A 24,349-nucleotide genomic window follows, 5' to 3' on the forward strand; every position below is an offset into this window, starting at 1 on the left:
AAAGCATCTTTTACATTTTTTGCCAATCATAAATCAGAATTTAGTTAAAATCCCAACTTCGTAAAAGTAATAATAATTTAGGTTTAAGTTTACTCATTTTTTTGCAAACAGCCCGTCTTTTTTAATACAATATAGATTAAGTAATTTGAAAGGACAGATAAGATGAAAAAAGCAGAATGTACGACTATTCTTGTCGGTAAAAATGCCACCATTGACGGCTCAGCTATGATTGCCAGAAGTGAAGACGGTGGCCGTGAAATAATTCCTGAAGGTTTTGAACTTATTACACCGGAAAAACAACCAAAGCATTATGAAAGTGTCATTAGTCACCAAAAGATTGATGATGCAGACTTAGCGGAAAAGCCTTTACGTTATACCAGTGCACCTGATGTCTCTGGCGAAAGCGGCATCTGGGGTGCAGCCGGAATTAACTCAGAAAACGTAGCAATGACTGCTACCGAAACTATTACCACAAATGCACGTATACAAGGGATCGACCCGCTTCTTGCCCAGGGCGGCCTAGGAGAAGAAGACTTTGTTACTTTAACATTGCCTTATATCCACAGTGCTCTTGATGGCGTTAAGCGCATTGGTTATTTGCTGGAAAAATATGGTACTTACGAAATGAACGGTATGGCTTTTGCCGATCACGATGAAGTTTGGTACCTGGAAACTATTGGTGGTCACCACTGGATTGCACGTCGTATTCCTGATGACGCTTATGTTGTTGCTCCTAACCGTTTGAACATCGATGAATTCCATTTTGGTAAAGATGGCTTCTTAGCTGATGACACCTTAGAAGACTTGATTAAGGAATACCACTTAAACCCTGACCGCGAAGGTTACAACATGCGGCATATCTTTGGTAGCTCAACTATTAAAGATGCTCATTACAACAATCCACGTGCCTGGTTTGTTCACAATTACTTTGATCCAGAATTTGGCGGCAAACCAAGTGATCAAGATCAACCATTCATTTGCCACGCAAACCGTAAAATTAGTATTGAGGATATTTGTTTTATCGAGAGTTCTCACTATCAAGATACGCCATTTGATCCTTATGGCGATCAAGGTACCCCTGAGCAAAAGAAAACTTACCGTCCAATTGCCCTTAATCGCAACTTTGAAACTCATATCCTCCAAGTTAGAAATGATGTCCCTGAAGAAATTGCTGGCGTACAATGGCTTTGCTTTGGTCCAAATACTTTTAACAGCTTTGTCCCATTCTATACCAACGTTAATGACACACCAGCCAGTTTCCAGACTGGTCCAAAGTTCGATTTGAACAAGATTTTCTGGTTAAACAAATTAACAGCACAATTGGGTGACACTAACTTTAAGGTCTACGGTGAACTAGAAAATGACTTTGAACAAAAATCTTTAGCGCAATGTCACTTCATTCAACATGAAACTGATAAAAAAGTTGCAGGTCTATCAGGCAAAGAAGCTGAAGATTTATTAACTGCAGCCAACCAAAAGATGGCTGATCAAGTTTACAACAACACTATTGAACTGCTGGGTAACATGGTTAATGAAGGTCATAACCTGGCAACGCTTAAGTTTGACTTGTTAGATTAAAACTGTGAAATTTTAGTAAAATAGACACTTTAAAAGCCACTGATATTAATAAGATATCAGTGGTTTTTATTGTAGAAAGATTTCAATAGAGTTGTTTAATAATCATGCCATAGGTGAAAGATTTAAATCTTATCTCGCATAGATAATTTAGCCACAATAATACCCCCAAATTTGTCCTAAATTTGGAGGTTAGATCATATTTTTATTCTATAAATTATTCTCTCAACACCCGTTTTGCCAAAGCAAAATCACCGACTGTGGCAGAACCATTATTACTGATTTCCGGCATAGTGATGTATTGCTCCAATGGTGGCACGTGGACATAATTATGCAATAATGTCGCAAAATCACGCCGCACTTTTTCTAGAAACTTTTCACTAGTAACACCGCCGCCAAAAACAATTTTGTCAGGACGTAAAATTAAGGTGACTTGCAAGGCAGCCTGAGCTACGTAGTAACTCATAATATCCCAAACAGGATCTGAAAGTGGCACATCTTTACCGGCTGTATTAAGGCGAGCTTCAAAAGTAGGACCTGAAACTAAACCTTCCAGGCAATCTTTATGAAAAGGACAAATTCCTGCAAAATCCAAGTCATCTGGATGACGTTTAACTTTTACGTGACCCATTTCAGGGTGGCCTAAAGAGCCTACCAACTTACCATTAATAATAGCTCCGCCACCTACTCCAGTACCAATTGTATAGTAAACAAGAGAGTCAACATCTTCGTTTGATAACTGTGACATTACGTATTCCCCAAAAGCCGAACCATTAACATCAGTAGTAAAGAAAACTGGGACTTTAATTGTTTTAGTCAAAAATCCGACAAAGTCAGTATTGTTCCATCCCTTTTTGGGTGTATCAGTGATAAAGCCATAATTAGGTGCTGTTTTCCGCACCTCAATCGGTCCAAAAGATGCAATTCCAATGGCATCAACGGCAAATTGTTTAAAGTAATCCACTGTTTTCTGCAAAGTTTCTTCTGGTGTCGTGGTGGGAAAAGTTGTTTGATCTTTAATTTGATAATTTTCATTGCCGACTGCACAAACAAACTTGGTACCGCCAGCTTCTATTGAACCTAATAGCATTTATAACTCCTTAATTGACCTTTCATTTTAGTTACTTTTTTATTATAACTCTCAATCAGAATAAAAAAATTTTTTCTCAAATAAAAAGTGCGTCTTCCTGCAAGCCATACAAACAATTATTTAATAAAAAAGCCCGAAGCAATCATACTTCAGGCTTTATATTTTACTTAAACTATATTATTTATCCTATCTATATTAAGTCTTTGAACAATTTTCAATCTGTAGTAGCTGTATTACCACATAATTCTATACTTGATCTATTCCTTTAATTAATCAGGATACTTTCCAATTAATAGCACTGGTATTTCTCCCATAGTCCCATACTTAACGAATTCTTTTAGTTCTTTGATAGATGTCAGTGCGATTTTCTTTTCGTGTCCTGTCAATTCATTAGCTAATGTTTCAGCTTTAGCTAATAGTTCTGCAGTTGGCTTATTATTATCTCTAGCTGTCGTAACATCCAGCTCTGCCTGCACCAAAGGTTTCAGCTTTTCATCTTCTGTATTTTTGTTATATATACCAGTTAGATATGTAGTATAACCCTTATATTTACCATCTTTTGAAACTAAATCAACAAACATGCCATTATGAATTGACCAAACTTTTTTAACTTTAAAAAGTGTATTGTTCTTGACAATCTTTTTAATGACTTTGGTACTATAAGGTTTACCAGTAGACTTATATAAGGCTCCCTTTGTGGCATCAGTTAGTTTAAAAACATAACCGGCCTTAGCAAACTTTTTGGACAAAGTCTTTTGAGAATAGTGAAAGACCGTTTCTGCGCTGGTAACAGTTTTTGCTTCAACATTGTTGACAGAAAAAACTGCTCCGACAGGAACGCTTAGCAAAGCCGCAGCTATGACAGTTTTTGAAAATTTATGAAAGTCCTTTTTCATTTTTATACCTCATTATTTCATCTTTTAGTAATAATAATGTAATTATATTACGTTCTTATTACAAAAGAAACAATAAAGTACTTTTTATAATTTTAAAATATAAACAAACAGGCTAATCATTATGATTAGCCCACTCAACTATTATTCAGTTACTATTAAATTATTCATTAGGTGCATCCTGGATTTTTACATCCGCACCAAGTAGCCGGAGTTTTTCTTGCACGCGATCATAACCACGGAGAATATTATCAGCATTGTCAATTACAGTCTCGCCATCTGCCATCAAACCAGCTATCATTAAGCAGGCTCCTGCACGAATTTCACCAGCTGAAACATTCGTACCATGAAGTTTAGCAGTTGGATGAATCAAAATAATATTATCTTCCACTTTAATGTCCGCACCCATTTTACGCAACTGCTCAATGTGACCGATTCTTTTAGGATAAATCTGGTCAATAATCACGCCTTCACCAGACTTGGCAGAAAGCAGAAGCGGAGTCACCGGCTGCTGCAAATCTGTCGCAAATCCTGGATAAGAAGACGTGCGAATTTGTGTCATTTTTAAATCGCCAGCAGGATAAACATAAAGGGAATCTTCAGTTGCATCAATTACTACACCCATTTCTTCCACCTTGGCTAAATAAGAATCAAGGTGCTCCTCAATAATATTATGAATACAGATGCCATTGCCAATGCAACCGGCAAGGGAAATATAAGTGCCCGCTTCAATTCGATCAGGAATTATTGTATGAGGGGTTTTAGCTTGCAGCTGCTTAACTCCTTCAATCCTAATCGAATCCGTTCCGGCACCCCTGATAATTGCGCCCATATTATTTAAAAACGTAGCCAAGTCAATTATTTCAGGTTCTTTAGCAGCATTATCAATAATAGTTTGTCCCTTAGCGGTTACTGATGCCATAATTATATTCATTGTTGCACCTACAGAAGGCATTGCTAAATGAATAGTAGCACCATGGAGCCCTTCTGCAGGGGAAGTAATTTTTATTTGATCATTCTCATTTTTTACACATGCGCCTAAGGCTTCAAACCCCTTTATATGTTGATCTATGGGGCGGGGACCAATATCATCTCCACCAGGGAAGCCCACAACAGCCTTACCAAAACGACCAAGAAGGGCACCCATAAAATAATAAGATGCACGCAAACTCTTGATTTTACCACTTGGCAATGGGCTCATCTTAATGTGTTCTGGATTGATACGCAATGTTGTATTGTGAAAATCACTCACAACATCCATTTCACTGAGCAGATCCATTAAGTTGTCAACATCTGCAATCTTTGGAACACCTTCCAAAGTTACTGGTGTACGCGACAATATAGATGCTGGAATTAACGCGACCGTTGAATTTTTGGCACCACCAATCCAGACATCACCCTGCAGGGGCTTTCCACCATGAATTATCATTTGCTTCATTGGCGAAAAAATCCTTTTCTATTTCGTTTAGTCATAATAATGTTATAGGAATTTAACAGAAAAAACAAGAGAAGACCTTTGCCTTCCCTCACCCAAAAATCTGGTTTTTGTATTATTCAACTTTGCCAATTAAAGCTTTTCTTCAGGAAGACCACATGCAGCACCTATAAATGCTTTATACAATCCTTCCGGCCTTTGCGGTCTACTCAAAAATTCAGGGTGATATTGTGCAGCAATGAAGAATTTGTTTTTAGTTAATTCAATAATTTCAACTAAGTGGTTATCTGGTGATACTCCGGCAAAAGTCATTCCTGCTTTTTCAAATGCTTCACGATATTCATTATTGAACTCGTAACGGTGACGGTGACGCTCCTGAATGACATCTTGATTATCATACGCAGCAGCAGTCTTTGTTCCCTTCTTCAAGGTTGCTGGGTAAAGACCTAAACGCAAGGTTCCGCCAATATTTTCTTCGTCACGCTTATCAGCCATAATGTCAATAACATTATGCTTAGTCTTAGGATCTGCTTCGGTGGTATTAGCATCCTTATATCCTAAAACGTCACGCGCAAATTCGACAGTCGCCATTTGCATCCCCAGGCAAACTCCTAAAAACGGAATATCATTTTCACGGGCATACTTAATTGCTGTAATCATTCCCTCAAAACCGCGTGAACCAAAACCACCAGGAACGATTAAACCATCAGAGCCTTTCATAAAGTCGGCAATGTTATCTTCGGTCACATCTTCTGCTTGCACCTTATTAATTTTGACATCAGTATTGTAGGCGTAACCAGCATGCTTCAAGGCGTCTGTAACAGAAATGTATGCATCCTCAAGTTCAACATACTTACCAACAAGAGTAATTGTGGTAGTATGTTGTAAATTTTTAACCCGTTCATCAAGCCTTTGCCATTCAGCCATATCAGCTTCATCCTTAGGGCTCTTGATATGGAGAAAATCACAGACCTTTTGATCCATTCCCTGTTTTTGGAAAGCTAACGGCAAGTCAAAAAGCGATGGCGCATTAATTGATTCAATAATACGGTCAACCGGCACATCAGTAAAATTGGAAATTTTATCCTTATGTTCCTGATCAATTGGCATTTCAGCACGTAAAACCAGCATATTAGGCTGAATACCAATACTGCGCAATTCAGCGACAGAGTGTTGGGTAGGCTTAGTTTTCATTTCTTGTGCCGCATGTAAATAAGGTACTAGCGTACAATGAATGTACATTACATTTTCTTCACCTACTTCACGGCGCATCTGTCTGATAGCTTCCATAAAAGGAGTAGATTCAATATCGCCAACAGTACCGCCAATTTCTGAAATAACAACGTCTGAATCAGTGGTCAGACCAGCACGCATAATTTTTTGCTTAATCATGTCTGTGATATGGGGAATGACCTGAACAGTAGCTCCGTGATAGTCCCCGCGCCGCTCTTTTTCCAGTACTTCTTTATAAATTTTACCGGTAGTAACATTGGAATATTTGCTGGTACGTACGTCAACAATTCTTTCATAGTGTCCTAAATCAAGGTCCGCCTCAGTACCATCATCAGTGACAAACACTTCCCCGTGTTGATAAGGATTCATTGTTCCGGGGTCAATGTTAATGTAGGGATCAAACTTTTGCATTGTCACCTTTAAACCGCGGTTTTTTAATAATCGACCTAAGCTAGAAGCGGTAATTCCCTTACCCAGTGAAGAAACAACACCGCCAGTAACGAAGATATATTTTGTCATTAGCCCAAACTCCTTTGCAAAAAATAAGAATAATCAAAAAATAAAAAAGCTCCCTAACGGGAGCTTAAACGCACATAACGTGCCCAAATAAAATACTATCTATTTTAGGACGCAAAGTCAAGAAAATTATTCATTGTCATCTTCGTCGTCATCATCGTTTAATTCTGATAACTGACCTTCAATACCATCTGGTAAGTCTTCGTCATCGTCATCATCAGTATTGACATAATCATCGTCATCATCAAAGTCATCAGGCTCATCATCAGCAGTGGCATCCAAGTCTTCATCTTCAGGATCATCATTGTCGTAATCAATAATATCATCGCTGCCAGTAGCACTTGCCAAAAAGGCATTAACTTTCTTATGGTGAGTCCGAGTATCTTCTTCATCCTCATCTTCAGGGTGATTAACTTCTTCATCTACAGATTCATACGGGAACCATGAACGAAGAGCCCACACATTTTCACCCATTGAAATAAATTCACCATCGGTGTTCATGTCAGTATAGAATTGGGGCAAACGTTCCCTTATTTCTTCATCGCTCACACCTAAGTACTTTTGCACAGCGTTAACAATATCTGCAAAAGCCATTCTCTTATTGTTATCTTCTAAAATTGCGCGAGCAACTTCAATCATTGATAATTCATTGCGATTTTTGTCTTTAAAGTCGTTTAATCCCACAATTGTATTCCTCTCTTTTAAACAGTCTTTTTTATTTTACTAGGCGTTCATGTAAAAATCAATGTGACGGTATAATTACCTATTAAGTATAGACCACTGTAAAGGTTATATTCAATCTGAAGTTCACGGGAATTATTATTTTTAGAAAAAAATTTAATAAATTCAGTTGTACTTTGCAGATCCATTTGATAGCCTTGTGCCACATAGCGACAATCTTTACGCTCGCCAACTATAAAATGTAACTGCGAGTAATTATTCTGGTCACTGCCACGCCTAATAATCACATTATTTTCTCTAATCAGTATTTTAACCGGTACCTGGTCATCTTCCAAGTATGAAACTCTGGTAGTTTCACCTGATTCAATTAGTTCTCCTTGGCATTTCTTAGTAAAAGTTTCGCTTTCTTTTCCTTGAGTTATTCTACTAGTAAAATCAATTTTTACTTTAGTCATCTATCTGATTCTTTGTAATAAAAAAGCCAACCATCACGATTAGCTAATATAATTTAACATCCTTCTTAATTTTAGCAGAAATTATTATAAAACAAATTATTTTTTAACACCACTAATTAGTTTTTTTAGGTTCTGACAGCAAAATATTAATACCACCAATTATAATTAGGCTTGTACTAATAACAACAATAAATTTTTCACCAAGATGATCAAGAATTACTCCGGCAACAACTGACGAAATCGGTCCACCAATATTGGCAAATGTCCTGATAGTCGTCAAAACTCGTCCTAAGTAATTATCAGAGGTCGAAGTTTGAATAATAGATTCTTCAAGGACATTATGAATACTGGTTGCAGGGCCAAAAAGGAAAAGCAGGATACAAAGCATAACCATATTCTTTAGGAAAAAGAGCATAACAATGATAGGTATAGCGCTAATAATCCAGGCCCAACCAATTGTTTTAATTTTGGCTTTCATTTTGCCACCGATGACAGCACCAAGAATTATTCCTACCAGTATACAAATGTAAAAAGTGCTATAAAGTGCCGGTTGTCCTGCCTTTGCAGCTATCCGAGGCAAAATCAAGATCAGTGCAGGTTCTGCAAATGAATATAATACGCTGGACCAAAGATAGTGAAACAAAAAGCGGTTTCCCTTTATGTAGCGGTAACCGTTGAGAATTTTTTGCCAATATTTTGTTAAGCCTTCATCTTTATTCTCTTTTTCTTTAACTGCATTGTGAACAGGAATATTTCTTAGAGCTCTAATTAGTAATAAAAGTCCGAGCAAGCTTAAGCATGAACAAGCTAAAATAATATCTCCACTTGTCAAAAAGGCCAGTAATGCGCCAGAAAGTGCAGTACCACCAACATTGACTAGCTGATCAACAATATTAATCTGGGAAATGATACTGGTCATTTCGCTTTCGTCTAACACAGATTCTTTTAAAATAGCCCGATCAGCGGGATCAAAAAACTCATCACAAATGGACAGAAGCCCAGCAATAATAATGGCAAAAGCGTAATATTTACTAAAGTAAATCATTGCAGCTGTTAACATAAAAAGTAGGACTACTTGGATCACCATTGAATAAATACTGGTTTTCTTGAAAGAATGATTGTCAATGAATGGCCCATAAAAAATAGAAAGGGCTGCAGTTATTGTGAAAATGGCATTGGTAATACCAACAACAGATGAACTCTTAGATTGTATTTGGATCCACCAAATAAATACCATACCAAAAAGTGAGTTGCCTAAACCACTGACTAATCGGGAAAGTAAGTACGGTCTTTTTTCTAACATGATTTTTCCTCTAAAGCTTAGCTTGTTAATATCGTTTTATATTAGGCGCTTAAAATAAATAACCGCTTGTTTTACATGGAACGAAAATTTAAAATTAAAAACTTCTTGTTTTTCATTTTATCATTTTTTTTTAATAATAAATCATTTTTCGTAAAAAATTTCAAAAAAAAAGAGTTCCGAGTCGTTTTATGTTAGATTTACAAAAGAGTTACTTTTAATAAGTTAAACAGTTATGATTTGGTCAAACTTATCTTTATTTTCTTCATGTAATTGGTGACTGACAAACACAACAGTAATTTTAGGCTGATTTAAAAAGTCATTTTCAACTTTGATAGCTCCAGCTTTATCTAAGCTGCTAGTCGATTCATCCAGTAAGAATAACTTACGATTGCGTAACAATCCTCGAGCTAAAGCCAAACGTTGCTTTTGCCCACCAGATAAACTAGCGCCACCTTCGCCAACTGGGGTATCTAATTTTTGCGGCAAAGTGCTGACAAAATCCCATAGATCAGCCTTTTCCAATGCAGATTTTATTTCTTCGTCAGTAAAATGCTGGCCAAGTTCCAAATTATAGCGCACAGTAGCATTGAAAAGATATGCTGTTTGATCAATGTAAACAATGTTAGACCGTAATGTACTATTATCCATATTTTTAATCTCGGTTTGGTCTATTTGAAGATCACCTGTGTAATCGGTCAACCTACCAGCTAAAATTTTTAATAGCGTACTCTTACCACTACCTGATTCTCCATCAACAGCAATTTTTTGACCATCATGAATGGTAAAGTTGAGTGGCTTTTTAAATACTGGCTTACCTGGATGATAAGCAATTTGTAAATTTTTAGCTGTAATATTAATGTCAGCAATTTTACTACCGCCTTGAGTATGAGCTTTAAGTGGCTTGTCTAATTGGTATTTGCTAAAAATCGAATTGAGTGCCTGCAATTCAGTCAATATCGGTGCAATAACCGCTAATGAATTAAAAACATTAAAGGCAAGCGAAGTAGATGAATTAATTACCCCAATAGTTACCTGCTTTTCTAAAATCAGAAAACCTGTCCAAGCTTGAATAGCTACTTGACTGATAACATTGCTGGCCCCAGCTATACTGCCATTATATGAGCTATACTTTGCTTGTCGTACTTTCGCCCCAATTAATTTTTTTATAGCATCGGTAATACGCTTTTCTATTTGCTGTTCTGCAGTAAAAATATTATAAGTAGCAAACCCTTGTAAGCAATCATTAATTACATTAACCACTTTTTCATTTTCCTTACTAGTAGTGAAGTTGCTGCTAGCGACTTTCTTTCGCACAAGTTGAGGTAATCCCAAAGTAAAAAGGGTCAAAATGGCTACTAGAGGTAGAAAAGTCCAATTAAATTTTATCAATGCAATTAGAGAAAAGATGGAATCACCAAAAATTTGTACCATTGAGAATAAATTTGTAAAACCATTTTCTTCAACTAAATTCATGTCATTAGTTAGCCATGATGTGTAAACTCCAGTATCATGTTTTTCAAACCTGGAAACCGAATAATCTTCTATGTGTTCAATAATATCCTGACGTAACCTTAAGCTAAGAAACTGCACTGTTTTTACGCTCAATACTTGTTCACTAATTAAGAATACGGTCATTACTAAAAATAATAAGATATTGAGCAAAATATATTTAAAAAAAGCCTGAAAATCAAGTTTAATCAAACTATTTAAAATGAAAACATTAATTAGTGAATTAAGAACCCGAAAAGCTGAGCAAATTAGTTGGAGAATTACTACCAAAGTTACTTTTGCCGGTTCTTGTTTAACGTATTTAAACAAATTTTTCATAAAGCTCTGCCTTAGGAACATCATCTTAAAATTAAAAACTACTTTTGGACCCCTATTTGGATTGGAAAACTGGTTTATTTCTTGTTTGTCCTAATTATTATTGAAATAGTTGTTACTATTCAAATTTATGTTTTAATTATCTTTTTTATTAAAAAAAGACCAATAATTATGTACTTAATTAATCTACATGGTTAAATTAAATAATATTATTGGCCGTTAATTAAATCGTTTTAGAAAAAGTCAATTAATTTCTAAAGACGATTGATCCCTATTCAAATTGATAAAGTTCAATTCTGAATATTAAATTTACATGTCAGCTATATAAATAATTACGTTTCTTAAAAGATCCATAATGTATTCCTCCCTAGATTGTTTTTAATTTTTTAAATATATAATAACTCTTATATTAGATATTGTAATTTGCTTTTTCATATTTGAAAAAATTATTTGACCATTTTTTTAACGTTGGCCTCATACCCAGATTTAATAAGTATATCTCTAATATTACTTGCTTCATCTTTTTTATTAGTAATTAAATCTTCATAATACCTGCCTAATATTTTACCAAAAGCCAATTCAATGTCATTAGGTAACCTTTTCAGAAAATTAATTGGCACAGAACATAGACTATATTTTCTTTCCTTATAACACCAATCTATATAATTAATCATTAACACACTTAGTGCAATCATAATTTTTTTATCTAATTTATCAACATTGTGATAATGTCTAATTATACTATTTACTAAAAAAGAGGCCTCATCAAAACTATATATTTGAATAATATTTCCAATTAAAGAAATACGGTGATACTCATTTTCATCCGTATCTTTTTGAAAAATTATTTTTTTTATTTTATTTTTTTGGGATTTATCCAACTTTTTAAGTGCATTTATATCTTTAGTTTGATCAATTAGTTTCGCCTGTAAAAGAGAAAATTTAATAAAAGCTGTTCTTGGTTTGATCAGTTGCAATTCCTTTATTATTTTTTTTATTACTTTATCGTTATCTGAGTATGCAGCTTTAATAAATTTATTCATTAACGATAAAACTAATTTTCTATTGTCTTTCTCGACTTTAAAATCATTAAAAAATTTCTGTGGTTTAACATTATGCTTCTGTAAAATTTCCAGAAAATCATTTACACCGATGTCATTTAAGCCTCGCTCGACCTTTGAATAAAAGGAAACGGAAATTACACCCGCTGCCATTTCTGTTTGAGTTAAACCTAATTCTTGACGTAAGGCTTTTAATTTATTGCCTATATAGTTCATATGATCTCCCATCTATTTAATAATATTAGTGCCTTTATAATTATGAACAGTTTTGCCACAACTGGCAAAACTCATTATTTAATTTTAATAAAAATAATATTAACGGCAACTGTATTAAACTAAAAGGCTTAAGTTTGTTATAATTTAGGTATCAAATAACCTTTAAAGAATAATCTAGTAATTTTCGAGGATTCTATATGCCAAATTTCTACAGCCAAAAACTTAAAAAAGAAGTAGTTTTAAGAGATCCGGTTCATGAATACATCCATATTGAAGATCAGGTAATACTTGATATTTTAAAAACCAAAGAATTTCAGCGTATGCGGAGAATAAAGCAACTCGGGCCAATCTCATATGTTTTTCCTGGTGCAACTCATACACGCTTTGAACATAATTTAGGTGTCTATGAACTGACACGCAGAATTTGTAATATTTTTGCCAAGAAATATCCTTCTCAACGCTCAGGTGATGGTCTCTGGGACGATAACAACAGACTCCTTGTTGAATGTGCGGGACTACTGCATGATATTGGTCATGGCCCCTATTCACATACTTTTGAACATCTTTTTGGTACAAACCACGAAAAAATCGGTCAAAAAATTATCACTGATCCAAATACCGAAATCAATCAGGTTTTGAGATCTGTTTCACCCAATTTTCCAGCTCTTGTAGCTAGCGTTATTGCCAAAACTTATCCTAATCCACAGGTGGTAAAAATGATATCCAGTCAGGCAGATGCTGACAGAATGGACTATTTGCAACGTGACGCTTATTTTACTGGTGTAACCTATGGTAAATTCGATTTATCAAGAATTTTACAGGAAATTCGTCCCTACAATGAGGGAATCTGCTTCACAATGGCAGGTATGCATGCTGTTGAAGATTATATTGTTTCCCGTTATCAAATGTATCAACAAGTTTACTTTCATAGAGTTGGTCGTTCAATGGAAGTAATTTTACAACATTTGCTTGAAAGAGCAAAAATTATTTACCAGCAGGGTAATTTGCCAGTAACACCAAGTTTAGCCAAATTTTTAGCCAACGACTGGACGCTTGATGATTATTTGAAGCTAGATGATGGCGTAATGGAAACTAATTTTTCAATGTGGACTAAAGTGAGTGACCCAATTTTGGCGGATCTAACCAAACGTTATCTTTTTAGACAACCCTTAGCCAGTATTTGTATTGATCAGGAAACTAAAAATTTACTACCTAAATTGAAAGATTTGATTAAACAAGCAGGTTTTGATCCAAACTATTATACAGATACCAATTCGGCTTTTGACGAGCCATACGATGCCTATAAGCCATCAGGCAAAAATGCCAACAGTCAAATTGAAATCATGCAGGATGACGGACAATTGATTGAATTGTCACAATTAAGTCCACTTGTAAGATCATTAAATGGCACACTTCAAGGCGATGAACGTTTCTTTTTTCCAAAAATTATGATGTCAAATAGTGATGAACCCCAAATTTTTGATCCCCTATACCAAAAATTCCAACGTTATGTTAAAAATGGTGCGTTAAGATATATCAGAAAGCCTAAAAAATAAAAATCTGCAAAAATTATTTTTCCAATTTAATAAAAAGGTGAAAAATTTCATTACTATTTTTTCGCAGCAAAGACAAAAAGAAGGCAAATCACTAAATGTGGTTTACCTTCTTTGGTGTAGTTTCAATATTTTGCTTTTTCTGGATACATAATATCTAAATAAAGTTTTAGCCGTTCATATGTCCAGAAATTGATCTGTCGGTTACAGGACTCACACTGGTATCAATACCCACTTTCTCTGAAAGTTTAGCTGACAAAACTTGAAATGGTACTACATAAAAAATGGGTGAAAGCAAGTCTGTAGTTTTTACAGTGAATTTCAAATCTCTCTTGTCTTCTGTTGCCTTTGCAGAAGATATCACAAAAACATGTTTTGTGAAAGCACGACGATAATATCCTGCAATATCAATCATCCGTTTGAATTCAGGGCCATTATTGCCTCCAATTAAGAAGATAAAATTATCTTCATCATAAGCACGAATAGGTCCGTGAAGTTGTTCTTCTTGCTCATACGCTGTTGTTGGCCTGCCAAAAGTTTCAAAAAACTTTAGCCTCCCCTCTAGAGCAGTTGGAAAGTTGTAACCATATCCTGCAATTGAAGCTTTTTTCATAGAAACTAGCTCATCTTGTTGCTTTTCATACCATTCGGAACTTTCTTTTACTACAGTTGGAAAATCATTTACCAAGTTTTGTGCATCACTGATAAGTTGGTTATATTTTTCTTTACCAATTAATTTAGTTTGATGTGCTGCTTCAACAGCTAACAGATAAAATTGCAGCAAGGTTTCAGTATAACCACGTGTTTCAGGCCCGATTTGTTCTTCTTCACATACAAGATGGACATAATGATCAGCAATTTTAGTAATCGCAGTGTTTTGTTCCTCAGAAATTCCTACAGTAGCAAATCCTTCATCCTTTGCTCTTTTTAAGGCATCACATGTAGAAATGCTATCTCCATGTTGCGAAAGGCCTATCACTAAAACCTGATCATTTCTAAAGCAACTGCTTGGATTAATACTTTCAGAATACGTGAAAACTGTGGGCTCAATCGCTACCCCTTCGATATTCAGTAATTTGACAAACATATTACGAATCACGCGCATAGCATTGTAAGAAGTTCCAGACCCTGTAAAAATAACTTTTTTAAAATTATTATTTTGCCAAAAATCAATAAATTCCTGACCATAATCTTTTCTTTCATCAATTGCTCTCTGCAAAACTCTTGCTGTATCTTCAATATGTCCCATCATTGTTAATTTTGCCATTTAAAACTCCTCCATTTTAATTGTTTTTTGTGCAATTTTACGCATTTGCGTTAAATATTCTTTTGCTTGTTTTTTTAATCCTAATGATTCACTTACTTTAGTTAGACGATCATAAATGATCAACTTTTGCTGTGGCTTTTCTGCTGTCTTTAATTGTTTACTTAGTTCAGTTAATAAATTTTGATTTGGTGCCAAATATACCTGATGTAGCTGTTCAATTTCCTTTTGTATCTGAGTTTTCTTACAATTTTTTCTTAAATAATCTTCAAGTTTTAAAGCTTCTTGATTATCATTTTTATCTAAAAAAAGAATATAGCTGCGCATTAGCCTAATTAATAAATTTTGGTCTTTTGACAAGTCTGCAGGTTTTTTCGTAATTTTCGTAATAAGTTTCTTTACCTTATTCACATCCCCATAGGTTAAATAAAAGTCTAACTGCAATAATAAACGTGAACTTGCAGATAAACAGATCTTGGCAACAGGCTCCTCAAGAAGCTTAAAATAATTTTTGCTATCGCCTTTCTTCTCGCATGCCAAAAGATTGGTAAAAAGTTTCTTTTTTGATTTTGCTTCCGCTAACCAACTAAATAAAAAGGCCAAAATAAGAAATAAAATCATTAGTACAGATTTCATAATTTATCCCTTTAAAGCAAACCAACTGCTACTGCTAAAATTCCCAGTATAATTAATCCTATCAAGATTACAGTGCCGTTAACCTTTTTCTGTAATAATCCATAGCAGCCAAAAGTTAATAATAATGGCAGTAAATTAGGCATCAGGGAGTCCAAAGTTTTTTGCAGACTGACCTTAGTTCCTCCAAACTTCATTATCAGTGGCACCTTAATAATCACCATTGAAGCAATCATTGCACCAACTACAACCAAACCAAGAATTTTCGCAGCTTCAGTTAATTTTTGCAAAGTTCCACTTTCACTGGCTTCTGCCAAAAATTTATTACCGCCTTCATAAGCTAATTTAAAGCCAAACCAACGAAGTAATTCACTTGGGATAACATTAATTAAAAAGTAAAGAATCGGCCCTAAGATACTTCCTTTTACTGCAAGAGGTGCACCAACGCCAACACCAATGACCCTTAAAGTACCCCAGAACATTGAATCACCAATTCCGGCTAGCGGGCCCATCAAAGCAGTTTTTACTGAGTTGATTGAACTAGCATCAAAATCTTCTGAATTAGCATTTTGCTCCTCCATTGCACAACTAATACCTAAAATCATTGGCGATGTTGATGTTGCACAGTTAAAGAATTCGAGGTGGCGCTTAAATCCCTTTTGCAATTCTTCATCATTATCACCATATAGCCTTTTCAAAACTGGAGTCATAGCCCATGCATATCCGAGGGACATTTGACGCTCATAATTGAAGGCACCTAAGAGTTGATAATGACGCCACATAACACTCCGTAAATCTTTTTTTGTAAGTTGCTTCCTTTTATTATTTGCGACTGAGTCTGTCATTATAACAAGTCCTCCTCACTTTGATCGTTAGGCTTAAATTGGTAATAAATATAAGCAATTATTAAGCCAAAAACAGCTACTCCTATCATTGGTACTTTTAGAAATGCTACAAGAGCAAATCCCAAGAAAAGAAATGGGGCGTATTTTTTATCGTAGGTTAATTGCATGAGCATTGCTATACCTAAAGCTGGTAGCAGATTGCCTGACTGTGCTAAACCATCTTTAATGACTATCGGTATAGCTTGAACAATAATCTTAATAACTGGTGCCCCAACAAGATAGCCAATCATAATAGGAATGAATTTTGAGAAAAATACTACTACCGAAGCCGTCCACTGACCGATTGCAATACCTTTCCAATTTTTCTTTTCTATTTGTCTGTCAGCATAATGGGTAAAAATTGCATCAAAACTGTTGACAACTAGACTGATCATTTGGGCAACCAATGCTATTGGAATAGCAAGAGTTAATGTTGTTTGCCAACTTGCTCCAGTTTTTATGGCAAGTGCTGTTGCTAAAGCAGAACCTACAACTACGTCGGGAGGAGTAGTTGTTCCTATACCAACTAAACCCATCCAAACGAGTTCCAATTCTCCGCCCAACATTAAACCAGTTTTCAAATCACCCATTACTAAACCGACTAATGGTGAAATAATTATTGGTCTGGCAAGCATGTGCTGTCCCAGAAGTGGGCTTTCCATGAACACCCCAGCGCCAACCAATGCTACTAAGAATGCTTGTAACATAACTTATCTCCTTTTTTTATTATTGATTAAAAGCCTTCGCTATCCCTGCAAAGTTGAGACTTTCTGCTGTGGGATTTACTTGAGCAAAAACTTCTACTCCTAAATTATTTAGTTGACTTGCACAATTAAACTCGTCTTTGGTCATTTTTACTTGTGGTAAAACAGATATTCCATCCTTGTAATGAATTCCCGCCGTTCCCACATTTACCTTATTTATGGCCTTAACACTTTGTTTCAGTGTTAAAGCGTCTTTAATATTAATTGTCACCACAAAAATTTTTTTATGCGCATACTTTGGATTATTTAATATTTTTGCAGCAGATGACAAATCTTTAATTCCCAAAGTTACTCCTGCCGGTTTTGCCAGCTTCATTGTCATTTTTGTCATTGCATCATTTGCAGCATGATCATTAGCAACCAACAAAATATCTGGATGTAACTGATTGGTCCATGAAACTGCAACCAATCCGTGAACTAAACGATCATCTGCTCTTAAAAGACTGATCATTACAAATCATCCCCTTTTAACAAATCATTCATAAATACAATTTGTGAGCGCGCTTGTTCTACTGCCGCACGTATTTTTTCGTCTGTGAGAACTTCATCATAACCTAAAACGAGTTCTAAAACTAAAGACAAATTAATTCCACTAATAACGTTGCAGTTATACTTCTTTATCAAACCTGTGGATTCTTTGTTAACACTCCCTCCAGGCAAATCAGTTAAAATAATTACTTGTTCATCTTCAAATTCGTTTAATAGTTTTTCTAGTTCTTCAACAAAATTATTTTTTTCTTCTGTATAGGCATTTATAAAATGAATATTTTTAACTTCAGTATTAAAAAATTTAATTGAGTGTTTATATCCATCTGCTAAATAGCTATGCGTCGCAATAATAAATTGGCTCATATATGCGCTTCCCTTCTTCCAAAAATGAAATTAAAATATTAGCGCTAACATTAAAACTAAGTTAATTTTATTACTGTATATACAATTTATCAAGCTATTTTTTACTTATTAGTTAGTTTAATCCATATTTTATAAGCATTTAAACAATTAAAATTAGCCTATATTAAAAGTAATTTATGTTTGTCTATACATTTTTTAAATGAAAAAGTTATTTGCTTAAAAACTGACTATTTAACTATAATATATAGTAAAGAAATGATTTTTATCACAATATGAAGGACAAAAAATTGAAGGCAAAATATCTAAAAATTGAAGATTTTTTTATCAAAAAAATAAATAGTGGTTCTCTTAAAGCAGGCGACAGATTGCCACCGGAAGTAAAAATTAGTCAGCAAAACGGTTTTAGCAGGATGACTGTAAACAAGGCTCTTAAAGACTTGGAAAAGCAAGGTTATGTAACCAGGATTGCTGGCCGGGGAACATTTGTAAAAGAAAAAAGCATTGTGCGATCGCTAAACGAAACTGTTAGTTTCAGTGATATTATCAAACGCCAACGTATGACACCGGGCTCAACGCTGCTTTCATATAATTTACTAGAATCCAAGGCCGTTCCTACATATGTCAGCTTTTCTAATTCCTCAATTATGCCCAGTAAATTTCATTATTTAAAAAGACTTAGAACAGGTAATAATCAGCCTATAGCTATTAATGAAGAATATTTAAATTTCGATATAATGCAAAATATTGATTTGGCTCTTTTGAACAAGTCTCTATACCAATATTTGAAAAAATGTAAGTTACCACTAATTGAGAACTACGCTGAAATTAACGCAGTTAAAGCAACAAAAGAGCAACAGAGTCTATTACATTTGAGTGTTGACTTTCTTTTAAAAACTTTAGCTAACGTTGATACAGTTTCCATATCTGGTAAGCGGGTACCTCTAGGAGTATTTGTTTCATACTATAACCCTGACTTATATACATATAGATTTAATGGCTCAAACAATTAAAAGCCTTATCTCGCTTTTAAAACGAAATAAGGCTTTTTTAACAATACACAAGTTGTTCACTGTCTAACTTATTGACACACTAGTTTTTTCAATCATGATATAATAAATTTTGCATTATAAAGAAGTAATTTTTTTAATAATTTATCAACACGTCACATCTATATCAAAATAAATTTGATAAAATTACTTTAAATATAACTAAATGTTTTCAATTAATTCCGAATTAATCTATCTAAGGAGTGGCTATCTTGTCGGCTATAAGGAAAGAAGAATTGATAGCTAAAGATATTCAATACCAAATTGAACAAGGCTTCATTAAATATGAGCAAAAATTGACTGAACGTACTACAGCCAAAAATTATTCAGTGTCTCGTGGAACTGCTAGAATGGCGCTAAAAAGACTGGAAAAGCAAGGATTGATCTCTCGCAAACCGGCAGCTGGTTACTTTGTTAACTACCGTAAGCATGAGCCTCTTTTAAATTTGATTAATTCTTTTTCAAATAAACTTGATTACCTTAATATTTCTCAACATGACACCAAATATGAAATACTAAGATATAAATTTATCGACACTGACAAGGAGCTTTCTGAAAAATTAAAAGTTTTATTGGGAACAAAAATTCTACTAATAACTCTCAGATCAGTTGAAAAAGAATCAAACGGTTATGTAGTTTATCGAATCTTTTTACCAATTGACAACAGTTTTTCAATGAGTAGTGAAGAAATGATCTTCAATAAAATTAAGGAAAAACTGCAAACGGCGCAAGATGCAGATGTTACTTTAAACTTCTGTTTTGCCGATAAACTAATTGCTAAAGCTCTTCACGTCAAAGTGCAAGATCCTTTGCTATCTATTGAAACTACATTTACCACTACAAGCAATCAGACTTGTTTTTTTATAGAACAATATAGTGACGCCCAAAATACGGTAAGTATTATGCCGTCTCAGATAATAAGTGAAAAACTTGGTACATTTAATGAATAAAATTTCTTATAAAGCTCCTTTATACGAACAAATTGAACACCTCTTATACGAAAAAATTAGAACTCAAGAATATTTACCGGGGCAAAAAATACCTAGTGAGCGTGAACTGGCGGAACACTACAAAATAAGCAGAACAACTACAAAGCGTGCCGTTAACTCATTGGTTGAACAAGGATTATTAATAAGAAAACTGGGAAAAGGAACTTTCGTCATCAGTGGTATTGACCAGCGTTTTAATATTTCATTTGACAGTTCCCGTTCCCTGACCAATTCAATGTCTCTTAAAGGAATTATTATCACAAACAAACAAATTAAATTTTTCACTGATATTGATTCAAAATTTCTAAGGCAAAAATTAGCTCTTAACGAAAATGAACCTGTATATGGCGTTCAACGGTTAAAGTTACATTGTGGCAAACCCTTTGCACTTGAAAATTCCTTTGTTCCGGGAAAGTTTTTCCCTAATTTTTATCAAATTGATTTTAATAATATCGGCTTATACGATTATATTGAAAGCATGGGACACTTTTTAAAGGCACATCAAACATATCAGCAACTCGAAACCTTAATGCCTGAAGAAGCAAAATTATTACAAATTAGTACCAACTCATTTGTTTTCAAATCTTGCTATTCAACCGCTGATCAAAATCAGGATATCATTGAATACACTGAAAGCTACGTCATTGCAAACGAAGGGTCAATCCGTTATCATGTAAACCTCAGCAATTAGACCTTATATTTTTTTGAAATAGCAAATCCCGGCCAAGAAAAAATAACTAAAGCCATTAAGGCCATTAAAATACAGGTTAAGAACAAAAATTCATAACTGGTATTGTCAATAATTAATGCTCCGAATAAGGGACCTATTGCTTTGCCTAAAGCACTAAACATTTGAACTCTGCCTTGATAATAACCTGTTAAATTTTTAGGTGATTCAATGTCTACAAAGCTGGCAACCCCTGGAAAAAGCAATATCTCTCCTAGGGTAAGTAAACACATAGATGTCACATAAAGTCCGTAAGTGTTTTTAAAAGGTAATAATAAAATTGCAAATGATGCCAGCAATAATAAAATACCTATATTTAATCGTCCTCTAATATGTTTTAACAATAATTCATCAAAATGAGTAACAACAGGTTGAAATAAAACAATTAAAATTGCATTGAATGTCCAAAGAAAGCTGTAACTTTTAACTTTAAAGCCTTTTTCAACCATAAAAGTGGAGAGATTGCTTTGCCATTGTTCATAAATGAGCCAGCAAATTAAAACCATGATAAGAGCACCTAGAATCTTTGGTGTTAATTTTCCCTTTTTTATTGCTTGCTTTCTGTCGCCCATTGTTTGGTTAAACTGAATATTGTAATTGATAACAGCTACCACTAAAAACAATACTTGAATTATGGTTGCAATGGCAAATACGTAAGCAATTCCCAAAGGCATAATATATCCAACTGTAAGAGTTCCAAAAACTAAGCCAAAGTTCGAGGCGAAGTATAAGAGGTTAAATACATAACTGGAACGATGATCGCCGACTCTAGTTGCCAAAGAATTTTCACAAGTTACAGAAATACCATTTGCAAGACCAGACAAAATGAGCAATAAAGCGTAGGCCGGCCAAGCATGAAAAAAAATAAGTCCCCCTAAAGCAAATATATTTAAAATTATTCCTAGTAAAATGGAGTAATAAGGACTCCAGGTATCAAACAATTTACCACCAATCAAACTACCCAACATGGTTGCAAGTTGATTTAAGAATAATACAGATGCCGCAACTACCAAGCTTTTATGTAATGTTTCATGTATATAGATTGTATTTAACGGCCAAATAAAACTCATTGCAGTATTAGTAATTAAAACACCAAGAAGTAGCCATTTTAAAGAAATAGTTCGTCTTTTTTTCAACATTTTTTCACCTAGTTTTTACTTAAAAAACAAAAAGAAATGAGTTCATTTAATCTCATTTCTTTTTGATGACTCTTAAATTAAATAGCAGCTAAACTCCTAAAATGTTAAAGTAAGCTCCTGCTATACTTACGATTAAGACAATCAACATAATTAACAATGGATTCATTTTCTTCTTAAGCATCCAGTACATGACGCCAAATAGCGCTAAGACACCTAGTCCCGGGGCGATACCATCAAGTAGTCCTTGGATCGTCTGGGCGCCTTTACCGGAACCTATTTTTGTAATAAAGTTAATTTTTGACATGCTCATCGTCATGCCACCAACAACCATGATCCCCATGATTGAAGCATATTCCATAACCTTATCCATAATACCGGACTTCTTTAGTTTATCAATCACGTTTGAACCAAGACCGTATCCTAAAAAAGTCATGACATATCTGATTATAAAATGTGGTACATCAAAAATTATCAAGAAAAGTAAAGGTCCCAATATATTTCCCTGCATTGCTAAGGAAGTACCAACACCAGTAGCCAGTATTCTTAAAGTTCCCCAGAAGAAAGCATCACCAACTCCTGATAAAGGACCCATCATAGCGAGTTTCACAGCCGAAATTGATTGCGTATCAAAATCTGGATCACTCGCATTTTGCTCTTCCATAGCAGTAGCAATACCTTCTGGTAAAGTAATAATATACGGAGTAACATTATAAACTTCTAGACTTCGCGTCAATGCAGCTGATAAATCTTCTTTTTTAGGATAAAGTTTCTTTAAGATTGGGATCATGGCAAAAGTATAGCCAACATTCATCATTCTTTCGTAGTTCCACAAATGCTCTGTTGGAATACTGCGCCAAAATACTTTTTGTAGATCCTTTTTAGTTATTTTACCTTTATATTCAGGCTGTATTTTAAAACTCATCGAAACCATCTCCTTGTTCTTCTGTTGCTTGTCCTGTGGCGGGTTCAGTGGCTGTAGCTTGACCTTTCTTATCATCTTTTCTCTCAACAAAGATGTACATTACAATGATGATTAAAGCAGCAAATAAAGCTACACCTGTTGTTGACAAGTTGCCATAAGCAACCATGAAGAAACCAATGAAAAAGAACACAGCAACTTTCTTGTTCATTATCATTTGTGCTAACATGGCAAATCCTAATGCTGGCAGTAACCCTGAAGCAATAGTCATCCCCGTCGAGATAAATTTAGGCATATTGCTGAGTAAAGTAGTAACCGCATGTTGACCAAAGTAAAATGCGGTTGGTACGATAACTAAGCCCGGTAATTTACCAGCATAACCACCAAGGATCATATTACGTGCAATTGCCTTAGTATCTCCATCCTGGGCGTTTTTATCAATTCTGTGAACAAAGATCAACTTTAGTGGCTGACCAATTGCTGTTTCTAAAGCCAATACTATAGTAGCAATTGGAATACCCAATGTTAAAGCAGCTGCTGAATCCGCATGTGCTTGAATTGCCAAAGCAGTTCCTAAAATAGTTCCAGAAACCATATCAGGCGGAATATAAGCACCAATTGAAACTGAACCTACCATGGCCAGTTCCATGGCACCACCCATAATAATGCCGTCTTTTAAATCGCCCAATACCAGTCCTGTTAACATCCCCATAACTAGTGGACGTTGAATTAAACTTGTACCAGTAAAAGCATCACTATAGCCAATTAAAGCCACAATGAAAATCAAAAATGTTTTTAAAATCATTTAGAACATCTCCTTTACCGCTCTAAATTACGTTTTTGGCCTCAATCTTATTTTCTGTAGGTACCATTTGGATAAAGACATCAACTCCTTCATCAATTAATTCTTTAATTGTTCGTTTTTCGTCTTCATTAATATAAATACTCTTGCTAATCTTTTGCTTGCCGTCACCAAATGAGATATTGCCCAAATTAACTGATTTAATATTAAATTCACGAGCTAACTTGGCCGCTATTTCAACAGTTTCACAAATAATGAATAAACTGTAGCGATCGGTTTTGCCACTCTTGATGACATCAATTGCACCTTGTGTGTCTTTTACTACTACCTTGACACCACTGGGCTTAGCCAAAGCAAGCATTTGTAATCTTAACTTATCATTTTTCAAGGTGTCACTAACTAGCAAAAGTGCATCAGCTCCAAGAGTTCCTGTCCATGACACAGCGACTTGGCCATGCAATAGACGGTAATCAACTCTGATCATTTTAATCATTT

Annotated in this window: 24 protein-coding genes; 5 read left to right on the forward strand and 19 right to left on the reverse strand. The window is 34.7% G+C overall.

Annotated features, from left to right (window positions below; translation table 11 throughout):
- Nucleotides 1–162: 162 nt before the first annotated feature.
- Complete coding sequence (locus F5ESL0260_RS07330; RefSeq protein WP_122026402.1) at nucleotides 163–1,578, forward strand: C69 family dipeptidase; 1,416 nt, start codon at nucleotides 163–165, stop codon at nucleotides 1,576–1,578.
- 214 nt (nucleotides 1,579–1,792) lie between these two features.
- Here F5ESL0260_RS07330 and scrK read toward each other — a convergent pair whose 3' ends face one another.
- The 9 genes from scrK to F5ESL0260_RS07375 all read right to left on the reverse strand — a co-directional run bounded on the left by scrK (nucleotide 1,793) and on the right by F5ESL0260_RS07375 (nucleotide 12,282).
- Nucleotides 1,793–2,665 carry a fructokinase ScrK gene (gene scrK / locus F5ESL0260_RS07335; RefSeq protein ID WP_122026403.1) on the reverse strand — a complete coding sequence of 291 codons (873 nt, stop codon included), beginning with the start codon at nucleotides 2,663–2,665 and terminating at the stop codon, nucleotides 1,793–1,795.
- A 269-nt stretch (nucleotides 2,666–2,934) separates the two neighbouring features.
- Complete coding sequence (locus F5ESL0260_RS07340; protein WP_122026404.1) at nucleotides 2,935–3,561, reverse strand: hypothetical protein; 627 nt, start codon at nucleotides 3,559–3,561, stop codon at nucleotides 2,935–2,937.
- 160 nt (nucleotides 3,562–3,721) lie between these two features.
- Nucleotides 3,722–4,996 (reverse strand): UDP-N-acetylglucosamine 1-carboxyvinyltransferase, encoded by a 1,275-nt coding sequence (locus F5ESL0260_RS07345; protein WP_046325415.1) that lies wholly within the window; start codon nucleotides 4,994–4,996, stop codon nucleotides 3,722–3,724.
- Nucleotides 4,997–5,125: 129 nt separating this feature from the next.
- Nucleotides 5,126–6,745: a CTP synthase gene (locus F5ESL0260_RS07350; RefSeq protein ID WP_122026405.1), complete on the reverse strand. Its 1,620-nt coding sequence runs from the start codon at nucleotides 6,743–6,745 to the stop codon at nucleotides 5,126–5,128.
- A 126-nt stretch (nucleotides 6,746–6,871) separates the two neighbouring features.
- On the reverse strand, nucleotides 6,872–7,426 hold the full coding sequence (rpoE, locus tag F5ESL0260_RS07355) for a DNA-directed RNA polymerase subunit delta (RefSeq protein ID WP_046325417.1): 555 nt from the start codon (nucleotides 7,424–7,426) through the stop codon (nucleotides 6,872–6,874).
- A 47-nt stretch (nucleotides 7,427–7,473) separates the two neighbouring features.
- Nucleotides 7,474–7,878: a DUF1934 domain-containing protein gene (locus F5ESL0260_RS07360; RefSeq protein WP_122026406.1), complete on the reverse strand. Its 405-nt coding sequence runs from the start codon at nucleotides 7,876–7,878 to the stop codon at nucleotides 7,474–7,476.
- Between the two features lie 112 nt (nucleotides 7,879–7,990).
- The gene (locus tag F5ESL0260_RS07365) at nucleotides 7,991–9,181 is read right to left on the reverse strand and encodes an MFS transporter (protein WP_122026407.1); all 1,191 of its coding nucleotides are present in this window, start codon (nucleotides 9,179–9,181) and stop codon (nucleotides 7,991–7,993) included.
- A gap of 222 nt (nucleotides 9,182–9,403) precedes the next feature.
- Nucleotides 9,404–11,008, reverse strand: coding sequence for an ABC transporter ATP-binding protein (locus F5ESL0260_RS07370; protein ID WP_122026408.1), 1,605 nt, complete (start codon nucleotides 11,006–11,008; stop codon nucleotides 9,404–9,406).
- A 443-nt stretch (nucleotides 11,009–11,451) separates the two neighbouring features.
- Complete coding sequence (locus F5ESL0260_RS07375; RefSeq protein ID WP_158593822.1) at nucleotides 11,452–12,282, reverse strand: helix-turn-helix domain-containing protein; 831 nt, start codon at nucleotides 12,280–12,282, stop codon at nucleotides 11,452–11,454.
- A gap of 197 nt (nucleotides 12,283–12,479) precedes the next feature.
- Here F5ESL0260_RS07375 and F5ESL0260_RS07380 point away from each other — a divergent pair, with 197 nt between their 5' ends.
- A complete protein-coding gene (locus F5ESL0260_RS07380; protein ID WP_046325422.1) occupies nucleotides 12,480–13,838 on the forward strand; it encodes an HD domain-containing protein in 1,359 nt (452 codons plus the stop codon).
- 166 nt (nucleotides 13,839–14,004) lie between these two features.
- On the opposite strand, the gene F5ESL0260_RS07385 is transcribed toward F5ESL0260_RS07380, so the two are convergent.
- From F5ESL0260_RS07385 to F5ESL0260_RS07410, 6 genes are read right to left on the reverse strand one after another with little or no spacing between them, the layout of a single operon-like run.
- Entirely contained in the window at nucleotides 14,005–15,102 is a 1,098-nt protein-coding gene (locus tag F5ESL0260_RS07385) for an SIS domain-containing protein (RefSeq protein ID WP_122026410.1), read from the reverse strand.
- Nucleotides 15,103–15,735 carry a hypothetical protein gene (locus F5ESL0260_RS07390; RefSeq protein ID WP_122026411.1) on the reverse strand — a complete coding sequence of 211 codons (633 nt, stop codon included), beginning with the start codon at nucleotides 15,733–15,735 and terminating at the stop codon, nucleotides 15,103–15,105.
- A gap of 11 nt (nucleotides 15,736–15,746) precedes the next feature.
- Nucleotides 15,747–16,577, reverse strand: a complete 831-nt coding sequence (locus tag F5ESL0260_RS07395; protein ID WP_122026412.1) for a PTS system mannose/fructose/sorbose family transporter subunit IID — start codon at nucleotides 16,575–16,577, stop codon at nucleotides 15,747–15,749.
- Entirely contained in the window at nucleotides 16,577–17,323 is a 747-nt protein-coding gene (locus tag F5ESL0260_RS07400; RefSeq protein ID WP_122026413.1) for a PTS sugar transporter subunit IIC, read from the reverse strand. The genes F5ESL0260_RS07395 and F5ESL0260_RS07400 overlap by 1 nt, the downstream gene beginning before the upstream one ends.
- 19 nt (nucleotides 17,324–17,342) lie before the next feature.
- Nucleotides 17,343–17,831, reverse strand: a complete 489-nt coding sequence (locus F5ESL0260_RS07405; protein ID WP_122026414.1) for a PTS sugar transporter subunit IIB — start codon at nucleotides 17,829–17,831, stop codon at nucleotides 17,343–17,345.
- Nucleotides 17,831–18,232: a PTS sugar transporter subunit IIA gene (locus F5ESL0260_RS07410; RefSeq protein WP_122026415.1), complete on the reverse strand. Its 402-nt coding sequence runs from the start codon at nucleotides 18,230–18,232 to the stop codon at nucleotides 17,831–17,833. The genes F5ESL0260_RS07405 and F5ESL0260_RS07410 overlap by 1 nt, the downstream gene beginning before the upstream one ends.
- A gap of 287 nt (nucleotides 18,233–18,519) precedes the next feature.
- On the opposite strand from F5ESL0260_RS07410, the gene F5ESL0260_RS07415 reads away from it, so the two are divergent.
- The 3 genes from F5ESL0260_RS07415 to F5ESL0260_RS07425 all read left to right on the forward strand — a co-directional run bounded on the left by F5ESL0260_RS07415 (nucleotide 18,520) and on the right by F5ESL0260_RS07425 (nucleotide 20,958).
- Nucleotides 18,520–19,242: a GntR family transcriptional regulator gene (locus F5ESL0260_RS07415; protein ID WP_158593823.1), complete on the forward strand. Its 723-nt coding sequence runs from the start codon at nucleotides 18,520–18,522 to the stop codon at nucleotides 19,240–19,242.
- Between the two features lie 248 nt (nucleotides 19,243–19,490).
- Complete coding sequence (locus F5ESL0260_RS07420; RefSeq protein WP_158593824.1) at nucleotides 19,491–20,228, forward strand: GntR family transcriptional regulator; 738 nt, start codon at nucleotides 19,491–19,493, stop codon at nucleotides 20,226–20,228.
- Nucleotides 20,221–20,958: a GntR family transcriptional regulator gene (locus F5ESL0260_RS07425; protein ID WP_122026418.1), complete on the forward strand. Its 738-nt coding sequence runs from the start codon at nucleotides 20,221–20,223 to the stop codon at nucleotides 20,956–20,958. Before F5ESL0260_RS07420 ends, F5ESL0260_RS07425 begins: the two co-directional genes overlap by 8 nt.
- Here F5ESL0260_RS07425 and F5ESL0260_RS07430 read toward each other — a convergent pair.
- The 4 genes from F5ESL0260_RS07430 to F5ESL0260_RS07445 form a co-directional block, all read right to left on the reverse strand.
- Nucleotides 20,955–22,133 (reverse strand): MFS transporter, encoded by a 1,179-nt coding sequence (locus tag F5ESL0260_RS07430; RefSeq protein WP_122026419.1) that lies wholly within the window; start codon nucleotides 22,131–22,133, stop codon nucleotides 20,955–20,957. The two genes, F5ESL0260_RS07425 and F5ESL0260_RS07430, sit on opposite strands and share 4 nt — an antisense overlap.
- Nucleotides 22,134–22,221: 88 nt before the next feature.
- Nucleotides 22,222–23,055, reverse strand: coding sequence for a PTS system mannose/fructose/sorbose family transporter subunit IID (locus F5ESL0260_RS07435; RefSeq protein ID WP_046325426.1), 834 nt, complete (start codon nucleotides 23,053–23,055; stop codon nucleotides 22,222–22,224).
- Nucleotides 23,045–23,857 (reverse strand): PTS sugar transporter subunit IIC, encoded by an 813-nt coding sequence (locus tag F5ESL0260_RS07440; RefSeq protein WP_122026420.1) that lies wholly within the window; start codon nucleotides 23,855–23,857, stop codon nucleotides 23,045–23,047. Before F5ESL0260_RS07440 ends, F5ESL0260_RS07435 begins: the two co-directional genes overlap by 11 nt.
- A gap of 22 nt (nucleotides 23,858–23,879) precedes the next feature.
- Nucleotides 23,880–24,347 (reverse strand): PTS sugar transporter subunit IIB, encoded by a 468-nt coding sequence (locus tag F5ESL0260_RS07445; RefSeq protein ID WP_046325428.1) that lies wholly within the window; start codon nucleotides 24,345–24,347, stop codon nucleotides 23,880–23,882.
- Between the last annotated feature and the right edge of the window lie 2 nt (nucleotides 24,348–24,349).

The sequence above is a fragment of the Lactobacillus sp. ESL0260 genome (assembly GCF_003692935.1).
Lineage (GTDB): Bacteria > Bacillota > Bacilli > Lactobacillales > Lactobacillaceae > Lactobacillus > Lactobacillus melliventris.

Excerpts from the sequence above, each read along its gene's own strand:
- F5ESL0260_RS07395 (WP_122026412.1), bottom strand. The coding sequence starts at position 16,577 with ATGACAGACTCAGTCGCAAATAATAAAAGGAAGCAACTTACAAAAAAA.
- F5ESL0260_RS07380 (WP_046325422.1), top strand. The coding sequence starts at position 12,480 with ATGCCAAATTTCTACAGCCAAAAACTTAAAAAAGAAGTAGTTTTAAGA.
- F5ESL0260_RS07360 (WP_122026406.1), bottom strand. The coding sequence starts at position 7,878 with ATGACTAAAGTAAAAATTGATTTTACTAGTAGAATAACTCAAGGAAAA.
- F5ESL0260_RS07405 (WP_122026414.1), bottom strand. The coding sequence starts at position 17,831 with ATGATCAGTCTTTTAAGAGCAGATGATCGTTTAGTTCACGGATTGGTT.
- F5ESL0260_RS07370 (WP_122026408.1), bottom strand. The coding sequence starts at position 11,008 with ATGAAAAATTTGTTTAAATACGTTAAACAAGAACCGGCAAAAGTAACT.
- F5ESL0260_RS07345 (WP_046325415.1), bottom strand. The coding sequence starts at position 4,996 with ATGAAGCAAATGATAATTCATGGTGGAAAGCCCCTGCAGGGTGATGTC.
- F5ESL0260_RS07340 (WP_122026404.1), bottom strand. The coding sequence starts at position 3,561 with ATGAAAAAGGACTTTCATAAATTTTCAAAAACTGTCATAGCTGCGGCT.
- F5ESL0260_RS07350 (WP_122026405.1), bottom strand. The coding sequence starts at position 6,745 with ATGACAAAATATATCTTCGTTACTGGCGGTGTTGTTTCTTCACTGGGT.
- F5ESL0260_RS07365 (WP_122026407.1), bottom strand. The coding sequence starts at position 9,181 with ATGTTAGAAAAAAGACCGTACTTACTTTCCCGATTAGTCAGTGGTTTA.
- F5ESL0260_RS07385 (WP_122026410.1), bottom strand. The coding sequence starts at position 15,102 with ATGGCAAAATTAACAATGATGGGACATATTGAAGATACAGCAAGAGTT.
- F5ESL0260_RS07435 (WP_046325426.1), bottom strand. The coding sequence starts at position 23,055 with ATGAGTTTTAAAATACAGCCTGAATATAAAGGTAAAATAACTAAAAAG.
- scrK (WP_122026403.1), bottom strand. The coding sequence starts at position 2,665 with ATGCTATTAGGTTCAATAGAAGCTGGCGGTACCAAGTTTGTTTGTGCA.
- F5ESL0260_RS07445 (WP_046325428.1), bottom strand. The coding sequence starts at position 24,347 with ATGATTAAAATGATCAGAGTTGATTACCGTCTATTGCATGGCCAAGTC.
- F5ESL0260_RS07400 (WP_122026413.1), bottom strand. The coding sequence starts at position 17,323 with ATGTTACAAGCATTCTTAGTAGCATTGGTTGGCGCTGGGGTGTTCATG.
- F5ESL0260_RS07440 (WP_122026420.1), bottom strand. The coding sequence starts at position 23,857 with ATGATTTTAAAAACATTTTTGATTTTCATTGTGGCTTTAATTGGCTAT.
- F5ESL0260_RS07430 (WP_122026419.1), bottom strand. The coding sequence starts at position 22,133 with ATGTTGAAAAAAAGACGAACTATTTCTTTAAAATGGCTACTTCTTGGT.
- F5ESL0260_RS07410 (WP_122026415.1), bottom strand. The coding sequence starts at position 18,232 with ATGAGCCAATTTATTATTGCGACGCATAGCTATTTAGCAGATGGATAT.
- F5ESL0260_RS07375 (WP_158593822.1), bottom strand. The coding sequence starts at position 12,282 with ATGAACTATATAGGCAATAAATTAAAAGCCTTACGTCAAGAATTAGGT.
- F5ESL0260_RS07425 (WP_122026418.1), top strand. The coding sequence starts at position 20,221 with ATGAATAAAATTTCTTATAAAGCTCCTTTATACGAACAAATTGAACAC.
- F5ESL0260_RS07390 (WP_122026411.1), bottom strand. The coding sequence starts at position 15,735 with ATGAAATCTGTACTAATGATTTTATTTCTTATTTTGGCCTTTTTATTT.
- F5ESL0260_RS07330 (WP_122026402.1), top strand. The coding sequence starts at position 163 with ATGAAAAAAGCAGAATGTACGACTATTCTTGTCGGTAAAAATGCCACC.